Consider the following 12,699-nt stretch of genomic DNA (forward strand, 5'->3'; position numbering starts at 1 on the left):
CATCTCCGCCCGCGGCTAGCGTTCGGGTCTGTCGCGACCCTCCCCCTGTCGCGGCCGCCACCCCTGCGAGCATGAAGGGCCGCCGATGCGATTTGCCGTCGATGTCGGAGGCACGTTCAGTGACCTGGTGGTCGAGGACGACGACGGCCGCTTCCACGGCTTCAAGGCGCCGACGACGCCGGACGATCCCGCTGCCGGCGTGCTGGCCGCGGTGGCGCGGGCGGCGGAGAGCTTCGGCACCGACACCGCGGCACTCCTCGGCCGCGGCTCCGTCTTCATCCACGCGACGACGCGGGCGCTGAACGCCATCCTCACCGGCACGACGGCGAAGACGGCCTTCCTCACCACCGCCGGCCACCCCGACATCCTCCTGTTCCGCGAGGGCGGGCGGACCGACCTCTTCGACTACACCCGCCCCTTCCCCGACCCCTACGTGCCGCGCTCGCTGACCTTCGAGGTGCCGGAACGGCTGTGGAGCGACGGCCGCGTGCTGCGGCCGCTCGACACGGCGGCACTGGACCAGATCGTGGACCAGTTGGCGGCACTCGAGGTCGAGGCCGTCGGCGTCTCGCTGCTGTGGTCGATCATCAACCCGGCTCACGAGCTCGCCGTCGGCAAGCTGCTCTCTGAGCGCCTGCCTCACCTCGCGGTGACGCTGTCGCACCAGCTGAACCCGATCCTGCGCGAGTACCGCCGGGCATCGTCGACCTGCATCGACGCCTCGCTGAAGCCGATCATGGGTCCGTACCTGCGCGACCTCGACGCACGGCTGCGCGGCGCCGGCTTTTCCGGCCGCATCCTCGGCGTCACCTCGCAGGGCGGCGTCGTCGAGACCTCCATGCTCGCCGCCGCGCCGATCCACGCCATCAACTCCGGCCCGTCGCTCGCCCCGCTCGCCGGCCGCGCCTATGCCCGCGCCGATGCCGGGCGCGACACCGCCATCGTCACCGACAGTGGCGGCACCTCCTTCGACGTCTCCTTCGTGCGCCGCGGCGAGATCCCATGGACAGCGGAATCGTGGATCGGCCCGCCCTTCCGGGGCCACCTGGTCGGCTTCCCCTCGGTCGAGGTGAAGTGGATCGGCGCCGGCGGCGGCTCGATCGCCCGCGTCGATGCCGGCGGGCTGCTCGCCGTCGGCCCTGAGAGCGCCGGCGCCGAGCCGGGCCCCGCCTGCTACGGCCGCGGCGGCACGCGGCCGACCGTCACCGACGCGGCGCTGGCGCTCGGCTACCTCGACCCCGGCCACTTCCTCGGCGGACGGTTGGCGCTCGACGTCGCCGCGGCCCGCGCCGCGATCGACCGTGACGTCGCCGGCCCACTGAACGTCACCACCGAGGATGCCGCCGCGGCGATCCTGGCGCTCGCCACCGAGCGCATGGTGGCGGCGATCGAGGACATCACCATCAACCGCGGCGTCGACCCGTCGCAGGCGGTGCTGGTCGGCGGCGGCGGCTCGGCCGGCTTCACGGCGGTGGCCATCGCCCGCCGCCTCGGCTGCGCAGAGGTGGTGATCCCCAGCACCGGCGCGACGCTGTCGGCCGCCGGGGCGCTGCTGTCGACGCTGTCGGCGGAGTTCCGCACGCTCGCCCCGCAGCGCAGCGACCGCTTCGACGCCGCCGCCGTGACGGCGGTGCTGGCCGATCTCGCCGAGCGCGCGGCCGCCTTCGCCGCCGGCCCCGGCGCCGGCTCGCTCGGCCACACCGTCCGCTTCTCCGTCGAGGCGCGCTACGTGCAGCAGGCCTGGGACATCGAGACGGAGCTGCCGGATGGCGCGGCGATCGACGCCGCCGGCGTGGCGCGCCTCGTCGAGGCCTTCCACCGCACGCATGAAGAACTGTTTGCGGTGTCGGACCCGGATTCGGCCGTCGAATTCCTCACCTGGAGCGCCCGTGTCGCCTGCCGGCTGCGGCCCGATGCCGATGACGCTCCGGCGCTCGCAACCGGCACCCCGCAGCCGGCCTCGCGCCGCCGCGCCTACTTCGCCGGCCACGGCTGGTGCGACGCCGCCGTGCGCGCCTTCGGCGACCTCGCCGAGCCGGTCGCCGGGCCGGCGATCGTCGAATCCGCCTTCACCACCGTCGTCGTGCCGCCCGGTGCCACCGCGCGCGGCAGCGGGAGCGGCGGCATCGTCATCGACCCGGGGACAGCCCGATGAGCCGCGAGGACACCGCGATGCTGGACCGCGTCACCGAGGCCAACGCCGACGCCGGCGCTCCGCCCACCGCGGTCGAACTCGCGATCTTCAACAGCCGGATGGAATCGATCACCCGCCGCATGGCCAACACCATGCTGCGCACCGGCCGCTCCGGCGTGATCAACACCGCCCGCGATTTCTCCTGCTCGCTGGTGACGGCGACCGGCGAACTCCTGTCGGTGTCGGAGGGCTTTCCGATCCACATGCTGCGCGGCGCCGACCTGATGGCGCAGTGCATGGCCGAGATGCACCCGGTGCTCCAGCGCGGCGACGCCTACCTGCACAACTCGCCCTATCATGGCAACTCGCACGCCGCCGACCACACCGTCATCGTGCCGGTGGTCGACGACGATGGCGTCCACCGCTTCTCGGTGTTGGCGAAGGCCCATGTCGCAGACTGCGGCAACGCCCTGCCGACCACCTACATGGGCGCCGCGCGCGACGTCTACGCCGAGGGGGCGCTGATCTTCCCGGCGACGAAGATCCAGTCGGACTACCGCCACATCGACGACATCGTCCGGATGTGCCGGATGCGCATCCGCGTGCCCGACCAGTGGTGGGGCGACTATCTCGCGGCGCTGGGGGCAGCGCGCGTCGCCGAGCGGGAGATCCTGAAGCTCGGCGCCGAGGTGGGCTGGGCGCGCTTCCATGCGCTGGAGCGCGCCTGGTTCGACTATTCCGAGCAGCGCATGATCGCGGCGATCCGCAAGCTTCCCGGCGGGTGCGCGAGCGCCGAGAACGCCCACGACCCGTTCCCCGGCACGCCGGCCGACGGCATCCACATCCGCGCCGACGTGCAGGTCGACCCGGAGGCGGCGCGCATCGTCATCGACCTCACCGACAATCCCGACTGCATGCCGTGCGGGCTCAATCTGTCCGAGGGCACAGCGACGTCCGGGGCGCTCTGCGGCGTCTTCGATTCGATCGAGCCCGGCGTGCCGGCGAACGCGGGCAGCTACCGCCGCATCGACGTGAAGCTCCGCCGCAACTGCGTCGTCGGCATTCCCGAGCACCCGACGAGCACCTCGGTCGCCACCACCAACCTCGCCGACCGGCTGGTCAACGCCGTGCAGCGTGCCTTCGCCTCGCTCGGCGACGGCATCGGCATGGCGGACGCCTCCGGCTCCAGCCTGCCGCCCTCGTGCGGCGTCGTCTCCGGCTTCGATCCGCGGGCCGACGGGGCGGCGTTCATCAACGTCGTCATCCTCGGCGCCGGCGGCGGGCCGGGCACGCCGGTGACGGACGGCTGGCTGACGATCGCCTGCATGGGCAACGCCGGCATGCCGTTCTACGATTCGATCGAACTCGACGAGTTGCACCAGCCGATCGTCGTGCAGGCGCGCCGCCTCAGGACCGATGGCGAGGGCGCCGGCCGCTTCCGCGGCGCGCCGGGAGCGGAGATCGAGTACGGCCCGGTCGATTGCGACGTCGAGGTGGGCTTCGCCTGCGACGGCGTCGTCCACCCGGCACAAGGGGTGCGCGGCGGCGGACCAGGGGCGCTGGCGGAGGCGTATCTCCGGCGCGCCGACGGCAGCCTCGAGGCGCTGCCGGGCTCGTCGCAGCTGATCGTGAAGGAGGGCGAGAGCCTCGTCTCGCTGACCGCCGGCGGCGGCGGCTATGGGCCGCCTCAGGAGCGACCGCCGGCGAGTGTCGCCCGCGACGTGGTGGAGGGGTGGGTGAGCCGCGAGCGGGCGGAGGCGGTTTATGGGGTGGTGCTGACGGCGGAGGGCAGCGTCGACGGAGCGGCGACGGAGCGGCGACGGGCGGGGCTGGCGGCGGGGGCGTGAACTATCTGCTGGCGCGTCTGTGAGCCCGCGCTTCCCCACTTGAGTCATTCCCGGGCTTGTCCCGGGAACCCATACGCTGCGCCGATGTACACCCTCTCGGTCGAGCACCCGCTTCACGGTTGCTTGGGTTTCCGGGACAAGCCCGGGAATGACTTCGGAGGGGTTGGAGCGAGAGAGTGGAGACCCGGAACCAGCGCTGGGGATCCGGGAGTCCCGCCTACTTCGCTGCGATGGCGATGATCTCCACGAACACGTCCGGGAAGGCCATGCGGGCCTCGCAGGTGGCGCGGCCGGGGGTGTTCTGAGGGTCCACCCAGGCGTCCCAGACGGCGTTCATCTCGTCGTAATAGCGGATGTCGGCGAGCCAGATCTGTACGCTGAGGAGCTTCGACTTGTTGCTGCCGGCGGCCGCCAGAAGCTCGTCGATGCGCGCCAGGATCTGCCGGGTCTGGTCGGCGGCGCCAACGCTGCGGTCGGCCGCCGTCTGGCCGCACAGGTAGATGGTGTCGCCATGGACGACCATCTGGGTCATCCGCGGGCCGACCTCGTGACGCACGATCTGCTGCATTTTTGGGCTCCTGCTGGGGCTGCTTGATTTTTGCCCGTCGGCGGCGCGCGGCGTGTTGACGGACGGCCGAATTCCAGAGCACTATCGCCGAGTGGATACGAAAATCCAATCTGGATCTTCGCTCCACGCCATGCCGACGACGCGGGGGAACGGCGCCATGCCCACCACCCGACCGCAGCAAGCGGGGAGGCGATCCGATGGCCGAGACCTTCTGGTCGAGCCTCGACTTCGGCGTCGTCTGGCGCTTCCGCGATGCCCTGTTGATGGGCCTCGGCTTCACGCTGTTCCTGGCGGGGAGCGGCCTCGTCGGTGGCACGATCCTCGGGGCCGTGTTTGCCGTCCTCCAGTCGTCGCGCCTGTGGATCATCCGCTGGCCGATCCGCGCCTTGGTCGAGTTCCTGCGCGCCACGCCGTTGCTGATGCAGGCGATCTGGGTGCACTTCGCCCTGCCGCTGGCGCTCGGCTTCACGCTGACGCCGACCGTCAGCGCCATCCTGGCTCTCACCTTCAACGTTGGCGCCTACACGAGCGAGATCTTCCGCGCCGGCATCGCCGCGATCGACAAGGGACAGGTGGAAGCGGCGCGGGCGCTCGCCCTGCCGACGCGGCTCGTCTGGACGAAGATCATCCTGCCGCAGGCGCTGCGCCTGATCGTGCCGCCGCTGACGAGCTCGGCGATCTCGACCGTCAAGGCCTCGACCATCCTGTCGATCCTCGCCATCAACGACCTGATGCGGGTGGCCATGCGCATCAACGGCTTCACCTACCGGCCGGTCGAGCTCTACACCGCCGCCGCCCTTTTGTTCTTCCTCGTCGGCTTCGCCATCAGCCGGCTCGGCCTCTTCGTCGAGAAGCGGCTGGAGCGCCCGGCATGAACTTCAATATCGGCGTCCTCGAAGCGAACTATCCGGCCCTGCTCGGCGGGCTGATGGTGACGTGCCTCGCCACCGCGATCGCGCTGTCGATCGGCTTCGTCGTCGCCGTGATCATGGTCGCCATGCGGCTCGGCGGCGGCAAGTGGTCCCGCCGGTTCGCCGACGCCTACCTCACCTTCTTCCGCACGACGCCGGAGATGGTGCTGATCTTCTGGGCCTATTTCTGCCTGCCGGCGGTGCTCGGCATCCAGATGAGCGGGCTCACCGCCGGCAGCCTGTCGCTCGGCCTCGTCACCGGCGCCTATCTCGCCGAGATCTTCCGCGCCGGCATCCAGTCGGTGCCGAAGGGGCAGTTCGAGGCCGGCCGGGCCCTCGGCCTCTCCCGCTTTGCCTTGTGGACGCGCGTGGTGCTCCCGCAGGGCGTTCCCCTGATGACGCCGCCGTTCATCAACTATCTGACCGAGCTCATCAAGAACACGACGCTGCTCGCCGCGATCGGCGTCGCCGAGCTCGCCTATGTCGCCTACAACCTCGGCGCCCAGACCTTTCGTTACTTCGAATTCATTACCGCCATCGGCATCGGTTATTTCCTCATCATCTTTCCGATTAGCCTGCTGTCCCGTCGCCTGGAGAAGACCCGGCGGCAGGCCGCGATGTGACGACCGCCTTACGCGCGGGCCGCTCGCAGGTCCGCGCCAATGACGAACGGCCGGCAGCAACGCCGGCGAACCTTCAACGGAGTGGACCCATGAAATGGTTTTCGACCGCCGTCCTGGCCCTGGCGCTGAGCGTCGCCTCGCTCGCCGCCCACGCCGCCGATGATCTGATCGCCCGCATCCAGTCGGCCGGCGTGCTGCGCGTCGGCATGGCGCCGAGCCCGTCCGACCAGTCGCCGAACCCGGCGACCGGCGTCTACGAGGGCTACAATGTCGAGATGGCCGAGGAAGTGGCGAAGATCATGGGCGTCAAGCTCGAGATCGTCGACGCCACATGGGCGACGCTGGTCTCCGGCCTCGTCGCCGAGCAGTACGACGTCGTCTTCGCCAACCTGTTCGCCACGCCTGAGCGCGCGCTCGTCGTCTCCTTCACCCAGCCCTACGCCTTCAATGGCTTCATGGTGATGGTGGCGGCCGACTCGCCGCTCGACTCGCTTGACGACCTGAACTCGCCCGACGTGACGTTCGTCGGCATGTCCGGCTCGGTGGAATCGATCTTCCCGGCCGAGCTCTATCCGAACGCCAAGATCAGTGTGCTCGTCGGCGAGAACGTCGCCGCCCCCACCCAGGACGTGCTCGCCGGCCGCGCCACGGCGCACATGATCGACCCCACCACCTTCACCATCCTGAAGGCGCAGAACCCGGAGCTCGCCTCGAAGGTGAAGCTCCTCAACGGCGAGGACAACCTCCTGAAGCCGGTCGGCCTCTCCTACGCCGTGCGCCCGTCGGACCTGCACATGCTGAACTTCCTCAACGTCTACATCCAGGACCGCATCAACAACGGGACCTACAAGGCGCTGCGCGAGAAGTGGTTCACCAAGCTCGGCCAGGCCCAGTAGGCTCCGGCCGCCAGCCCCCGGGCCAGGCGGGGCGCGAGCCCGTCAGCCGGTGGGCGGCTCAAGGACGAGCGACGAGGCGGCCCGTTCCGCGACGGCGGGGCGGGCCTTCGTCGTTCCGGGACGGCAACAGGATGCGCCGGCGCAGGCGCCACGAAGACTTTGGCCCGGCGCCGCGTATTCTCCTTTGAGCGGCGCCCTCGCGCCCCGTGCCCGGAGACAGTCCGATGACCCGCTTCCTCGCCGCCGTCGCCCCGGTGGCCCTCGTCGTCGCCGCCCTCGCCGCCGCCCCTGCCACAGCCGACACCTCCACGGCGGGCGGGACGGTCCCGAAGGACCTGCGCGGCACCCGCTATTGCGAGATCATCCCGGTCTATCGCGACGGCTTGTCGTTCCGCCTCGAGGTCTACAACACGCTTGGTCAGAACGACTGCCCGCCGGACGTCTGGAACGCCATCGATGGGAAAAAGCTCGCCGACGAGCTCGGCGCCTTCGAGGTGGTGATGAATGGACCGCGCTTCTGGGTGATGGACAGCATCAGTGCTACCGGCACCACCAAGGACGGCGTGACGAAGACCTTCGACGGGCTCGCGGCCACCCAGCGCGCCACCCTGTCGCTGCCCTTCCGCGACCTCCTGCTCGGCCACCGCGCCTACGCGGTTCGCACCGTTATGCGCGAGACCACCTACCTCTATCAGGCCGGCAAGCCAGTCTACGAGATCACCGACGACGAGGGCCGCGTCTACGTCATGCAGACCTTCGCCGAGATCGTCGACAAGACGCTGACGATGGATGATCTGGCCGGCCTCGGCGCCAAGCTGAAGCTGCCGGACGGCTGGACCTACTCGACCCGCGTGCTCGACGCCGACCTCGAGCTCACCGCCGACGGCGAGGCCTACCTCATCCAGGACGAGCTGCAGAACTCCTACCAGCGCCGCAACTGAGCGGCGTTGCGCGGTGGGGGCCGCGCGGCTCTGACGGCGGCCGTCGCGGCCGCCGTCAGAGCAGGTCGATCAGGTGGGCGATCAGCGGCGCGTCGGCCGGCGGCATCGGCAGATCGCGCAGGCGCGCCGGCTTCATCCAGCGGATCGCCTGGCCCTCGCGACCCACCGGCGTGCCCTCCCAGCGCCGGCAGACATAGAGCGGCATCAGGAGGTGGAAGCTCTCGTAGCCGTGGCTGGCGAACGTCAAGGGCGCCAGGCAGTCCGCCTTGACGGTGATGCCGAGCTCCTCGGCGAGCTCGCGGATCAGGCTCTCCTCCGGCCGCTCGCCGGGCTCGAGCTTGCCGCCGGGAAACTCCCAGAGGCCCGCGAGTGCCTTGCCCTCGGGCCGCTGCGCGACGAGCACCCGCCCGTCGGCGTCGACGAGGGCGCAGGCGACGACGAGGACGATGCGCGGTCCCTCGGCTGCGGTCGCCGTCGTCATGCCGCGCTCCCCCTCGTCCGCCGGTAGTCGCCGCGGTAGGCCTCGGTGAAGCCCATGCGGCGGTAGAGGTCGACGGCGACCGTGTTGCCGGCGAGCACCTGCAGGTAGCCCGTCCGCGCCCCGCCCGCGCGGCCCCAGGCGAGCGCCGCGCGGACGCAGGCGCTCGCATGGCCGCGGCGGCGGAAGGCGGGGTTGGTGCCGACGTCGAACAGCCCGACGAGGTCGCGGTCGCGCACGGCGAGCGTCGAGGCGGCAACGGTGCCGCCGTCGACCGCCACCATCAGCGCCGCCTCCGGCACGATGCGCTCGAGCACCGCGACGAGCGCGCCGATGTCGGCGGCCTTGGCAGAGGCCGTCGTCTTCATCGCCTCGGCCCAGCGGCGGCGGGGTGCTGCGTCCCAGGCCTCGATGCCCGCCGGCATGGCGGCACCATCGGTCGGCAGCACCATCATCAGCGTCTCGTCGAAGGCCTCGAAGCCGTCGCGCTCGACGAGCGCCACCACGGACGGCGGCGTCAGCGGCGTGATGCGGACGGTCGGGTCGAGCCCGTGGCGGCGCGACGCCGCCGCCATCGCCGCGAGCCGCGCCTCAGCGTCACGGTCGTCGGCCGGATCGAGGAAGTTGAGGCTGTTGAGGCGCTTCGACCCATGGCCTGGGGTGCGGCGCAGGAGCCACGTGCCGTCGTGGTGGAGCCGCTCGGCCGGCCAGGCCGAGAGGTTCGCCGTCTCCAGGCGCAGCACATCCACGGCCGAGGCGCCGTCCATCAGCTGCGGTAGTCGCCGTTGATGGCGACATATTCCTTGGTGAGGTCGCAGGTCCAGATCGTCGCCTTGCCGCGGCCGAGGCCGAGTTCGACGCGGATGTCGATTTCCGGCTTCTGCATGACGGCGGTGGCCGCAGCCTCGGAATAGGCCGGGTCGCGGGCGCCTTCGACGGCCACCCGCACGTCGCCGAACCAGATCGCGAGCTTGTCGCGCTCGGCCGGTTCGCCAGCCTTGCCGACCGCCATGACGATGCGGCCCCAGTTGGCGTCCTCGCCGGCGACCGCCGTCTTCACCAGCGGCGAGTTGCCGATCGCCATGGCGATCTTCTTGGCCGAGCGGCTGGAGGTGGCGCCCTCGACGGTGACGGCGACGAACTTCCTGAGGCCCTCGCCGTCCTTGACGACGAGGTGGGAGAGCTCGAGCAGCAGGGAGTCGAGCGCCCGGCGGAACGGCAGCAGCCGGCGGTCGGCCGGATCGGTGATCACCGCAGCACCGCGCCGGGCGGCAGTCCCGGTCGCGAACATCAGCAGCGTATCGGAGGTGGACGTGTCGCCGTCGATGGTGATGCAGTTGAAGCTGCGCTCGGCGCCGCGGTGGAGCAGCGCCTGCAGCACGGGGGCGGCGATCGGCGCGTCGGTGGCGATGAACGACAGCATCGTCGCCATGTCCGGCGCGATCATGCCGGCGCCCTTGGCGATGCCGCAGAGCCGCACCTCGGCGCCCTCGAGACGGGCGGTGCGGGTGGCGAGCTTCGGGAAGGTGTCGGTGGTCATGATGGCGCGGGCGGCATCGCTCCACGGGCCGTCGGCAAGCCGCGTCGCCGTCTCGTCCAGCACCGCCTCGAACTTGGCCGGGTCGAGCGGCTCGCCGATGACGCCGGTGGAGGCGAGGAACACCTGTTCCGGCCGGCAGCCGAGCGTGCGCGCCACCGCGGCGGCCGAGACCTCGACGGTGGTGCGCCCCTTCATGCCGGTGAAGGCGTTGGCGTTGCCGGAATTGACCAGCAGCGCGCGGGCGTGGCCGCCCGGCAGGTTCGCCCGGCACCATTCGACCGGCGCCGACGGGCAGCGCGAGCGCGTCGTCACGCCGGCGACCGTGGTGCCCTCGGCGAACGCCATCAGCAGCACGTCGGTGCGGCCCTTGTACTTGATGCCGGCCTGGGCGGTGGCGAGGCGGACGCCCTCGATCGGCGGGATCTCGGCGACGATGGCGGGCGCGAAGGGGGAAACGGTCACGGACATCGGCGGGTCATCCGAAAGGCGGGAGGCGCTTCGGTGTGCCCCACCCCGGGCGGCGGCGCAAGCGCCGGCGGTGCGCCTCAGAGCCCGTGGCGGGCCCGCGCCATGCGGCATTCCGCATCGCCCGGCTCGCAGTCCCGGCAGACCTGCGGACGGACGGCATAGACGGCGCACGACGCCGCGACGCCGATGGCGCCGACCAGCGCCGAGCAGCGGTCGCCATCGCAGCGCATTCCCGGCGCGCCGTCGTCGGCATAGGCGGCGGGGATCAGCGCCAGTTCGGCGTCGTCCTCGATGGTGAAGCGAGGCCACTCGGCCGAATAGGCGCAGCAGGCGCCACAGCCGCGACAGTCCGCCTCGGCGGCGTCGACCTCGGGCGCGAAGCGGCCCATCAGGCGGGCCCACCCGTCAGAGAAGGCCGCGCCGGTCCGCGGGAGCCGCCGTGGCGGCTCCGGCACGTCACCGCTTGCGGGCCTTGCGGGCCGCGTAGCGCGCGTCGCGGGCGGCCTTGCGCTCGATCTCGAGCGCGGCCTCGCGGGCGATCCGCTCGGCCTTCTCGGCCGCCGACCGCTCGGCGTCCTCGACGGCGCGGCGCGCCTCCTCCTCGGCACGCGCGGCAGCCTCGGCGGCGCGCTGCTGCGCCTCCGCTTCCTTTGCCGCCTTGCGCTCTGCGGTGCGCGCCTCTCGCGCATCGGCGACCGCCTTGCGTTCGGCCAGCCGCGCCTGCACGGCCGGATCGTCCGGCTTCGGCTGGCTGCGGAATCGCTCCAGCAGCTTCTGCCGGGCTTCGGCCGCCACCTTCTTGCGCTCGTTGAAGTCGTTGTCTTTGAAAGCTGCCATCGTCTCTGACTTGTGTCGCCACGTCGGGGCGCCGCCGGATGCGGCCGGTCCGCGTGCGATGCTTTAGCGCCGATTGCGCCAATGGAAAAGCCGCCCGACGGGCGGCTGCTCCGCGGATATGGGGTGGCGGGGCCACCCTTGCCATGGCCGGAGGCTGTCCTCCGGTCACGTCTGCTTGCGTCGGCGCCGGCGACCCTGGCGGGCACCGGCGCCGGATTGCGGGACTACTGCGCCGGAGCCGGCGCCGGTGCGGCCGCCGGATCGTCGGCCTTCAGCGTCGGGTCGAGCACGTCGATCGTGGCGGCCCCCTTGAGGCTCGCGAGGGTCGAGGCGAACTTCTCGCGGATCAGGAGGTCGCGCAGCCGCGCCTGCACCTGGTCATAGGCCGGCGGCGCCTGCTTGCGCTTGTCCTCGACCTGGATGACGTGGAAGCCGAAGTCAGACTTCACCGGCGTCTCGGTGATCGAGCCGACCTCGAGGGTGAAGGCGGCCTCCTCGAACGACGGCACCATCTGGCCGCGCGAGAAGTAGCCGAGATCACCGCCCTGGGCGGCCGAACCGGGGTCCTTGGACTTCTCGCCGGCGATCTTGGCGAAGTCGCCGCCGCCCTTCAGGTCGGCGATGATCGCCTTCGCCTCGTCCTCGGTCTCGACCAGGATGTGGCGGGCGCGCACTTCCATGTTGTCGCCGAACTTGCCGACTTCCTCGTCGTAGCGGGCCTTCACCTCGGCGTCGGTGACGGCGCCGGCGATCTTGTCCTGAACGTAGGCGTTGCGGGCCGCCTGCAGTTCCATGAACGCCAGGCGCTGCTTGAACGCCTCGGTCTCGGTGACGCCGTCCTTGGCGGCCGCGTCGGCCATGACGTGCATGTCGATCAGGACGTCGAGGATGATGCCGCGGCGGGCGCCTTCCGGTACGCGGGCGAGATCGTCGGCGAAGTCCTCGGCCGCCATCTCGATGTCACCCTGGGTGATCGGCTGGCCGTTGACGGTGGCGAGAACGGTCTCGGGGGGCGGGGCCGGCGCCGCGGGCGCCAGGGCCGCAGCCAGCCCTTCTGTGGTCGTCGGGGTCGCCGGCGCCGTGTCCTGGGCGAAGGACGGGGCGAGGGCGGAGGACGTGGTCAGCGCGACGGCGAGGACCGCCGGCACGACCAACCGCTTGAGGTTCAAAAAGGTCATGGAATTCCGTCTCTGGCCCGCGGGATCGGGGCCCGTCGGTTGCAAGGGCGCCCCCCGTCGAGGCGGCGGCACAATGTCCGAAAGCCGTGACGTTGACAACCTCCGGGGTGCTTCTTATGTCTCGGCGCGGTGCCGGTCGGAGGGGGCTTGCGAGCTTGCCTCTGTCTTCGGGCGGTGCCGGCGAGCGATCCGATGACGGCCTTGTCGCTGCCGCCTTCGCGGGCGAGCGTCAATCTGCGGGTCTTCCGTGTCTCGGTCCGTCGAGACGCCGTTCATGG

General features: G+C 71.2%; 13 protein-coding genes. 6 read left to right on the forward strand and 7 right to left on the reverse strand.

The window, feature by feature from the left end:
• The first annotated feature begins 85 nt into the window (after positions 1 to 85).
• Together RUR49_RS13190 and RUR49_RS13195 are read left to right on the forward strand one after the other, a co-directional pair.
• Positions 86 to 2,155 (forward strand): hydantoinase/oxoprolinase family protein, encoded by a 2,070-nt coding sequence (locus RUR49_RS13190; protein ID WP_409146840.1) that lies wholly within the window; start codon positions 86 to 88, stop codon positions 2,153 to 2,155.
• Positions 2,152 to 3,981: a hydantoinase B/oxoprolinase family protein gene (locus RUR49_RS13195; protein WP_409146841.1), complete on the forward strand. Its 1,830-nt coding sequence runs from the start codon at positions 2,152 to 2,154 to the stop codon at positions 3,979 to 3,981. Before RUR49_RS13190 ends, RUR49_RS13195 begins: the two co-directional genes overlap by 4 nt.
• Before the next feature lie 217 nt (positions 3,982 to 4,198).
• Here the strand turns inward: RUR49_RS13195 and RUR49_RS13200 are convergent, their stop codons facing one another.
• Positions 4,199 to 4,549: a RidA family protein gene (locus tag RUR49_RS13200; protein ID WP_409146842.1), complete on the reverse strand. Its 351-nt coding sequence runs from the start codon at positions 4,547 to 4,549 to the stop codon at positions 4,199 to 4,201.
• A gap of 197 nt (positions 4,550 to 4,746) precedes the next feature.
• Here RUR49_RS13200 and RUR49_RS13205 point away from each other — a divergent pair, with 197 nt between their 5' ends.
• The 4 genes from RUR49_RS13205 to RUR49_RS13220 all read left to right on the forward strand — a co-directional run bounded on the left by RUR49_RS13205 (position 4,747) and on the right by RUR49_RS13220 (position 7,920).
• Positions 4,747 to 5,424, forward strand: a complete 678-nt coding sequence (locus RUR49_RS13205) for an amino acid ABC transporter permease (protein WP_409146843.1) — start codon at positions 4,747 to 4,749, stop codon at positions 5,422 to 5,424.
• On the forward strand, positions 5,421 to 6,083 hold the full coding sequence (locus tag RUR49_RS13210) for an amino acid ABC transporter permease (protein WP_409146844.1): 663 nt from the start codon (positions 5,421 to 5,423) through the stop codon (positions 6,081 to 6,083). Before RUR49_RS13205 ends, RUR49_RS13210 begins: the two co-directional genes overlap by 4 nt.
• Before the next feature lie 89 nt (positions 6,084 to 6,172).
• Positions 6,173 to 6,979, forward strand: a complete 807-nt coding sequence (locus RUR49_RS13215; RefSeq protein WP_409146845.1) for a transporter substrate-binding domain-containing protein — start codon at positions 6,173 to 6,175, stop codon at positions 6,977 to 6,979.
• Between the two features lie 224 nt (positions 6,980 to 7,203).
• Positions 7,204 to 7,920, forward strand: a complete 717-nt coding sequence (locus RUR49_RS13220; protein WP_409146846.1) for a hypothetical protein — start codon at positions 7,204 to 7,206, stop codon at positions 7,918 to 7,920.
• 55 nt (positions 7,921 to 7,975) lie between these two features.
• Here RUR49_RS13220 and RUR49_RS13225 read toward each other — a convergent pair whose 3' ends face one another.
• The 6 genes from RUR49_RS13225 to RUR49_RS13250 form a co-directional block, all read right to left on the reverse strand.
• A complete protein-coding gene (locus RUR49_RS13225) occupies positions 7,976 to 8,401 on the reverse strand; it encodes a (deoxy)nucleoside triphosphate pyrophosphohydrolase (RefSeq protein ID WP_409146847.1) in 426 nt (141 codons plus the stop codon).
• A complete protein-coding gene (locus RUR49_RS13230; protein WP_409146848.1) occupies positions 8,398 to 9,165 on the reverse strand; it encodes a GNAT family N-acetyltransferase in 768 nt (255 codons plus the stop codon). Before RUR49_RS13230 ends, RUR49_RS13225 begins: the two co-directional genes overlap by 4 nt.
• Positions 9,165 to 10,406 (reverse strand): bifunctional glutamate N-acetyltransferase/amino-acid acetyltransferase ArgJ, encoded by a 1,242-nt coding sequence (gene argJ / locus RUR49_RS13235; protein WP_409146849.1) that lies wholly within the window; start codon positions 10,404 to 10,406, stop codon positions 9,165 to 9,167. Before argJ ends, RUR49_RS13230 begins: the two co-directional genes overlap by 1 nt.
• Before the next feature lie 77 nt (positions 10,407 to 10,483).
• Positions 10,484 to 10,795, reverse strand: a complete 312-nt coding sequence (locus RUR49_RS13240) for a YkgJ family cysteine cluster protein (protein WP_409146850.1) — start codon at positions 10,793 to 10,795, stop codon at positions 10,484 to 10,486.
• A gap of 67 nt (positions 10,796 to 10,862) precedes the next feature.
• Positions 10,863 to 11,243, reverse strand: a complete 381-nt coding sequence (locus RUR49_RS13245; protein WP_409146851.1) for a DUF6481 family protein — start codon at positions 11,241 to 11,243, stop codon at positions 10,863 to 10,865.
• Positions 11,244 to 11,467: 224 nt separating this feature from the next.
• On the reverse strand, positions 11,468 to 12,421 hold the full coding sequence (locus tag RUR49_RS13250; protein WP_409146852.1) for a peptidylprolyl isomerase: 954 nt from the start codon (positions 12,419 to 12,421) through the stop codon (positions 11,468 to 11,470).
• Between the last annotated feature and the right edge of the window lie 278 nt (positions 12,422 to 12,699).

The sequence above is a fragment of the Pseudoxanthobacter sp. M-2 genome (assembly GCF_046156265.1).
Taxonomy (GTDB): domain Bacteria; phylum Pseudomonadota; class Alphaproteobacteria; order Rhizobiales; family Segnochrobactraceae; genus CAMDHY01.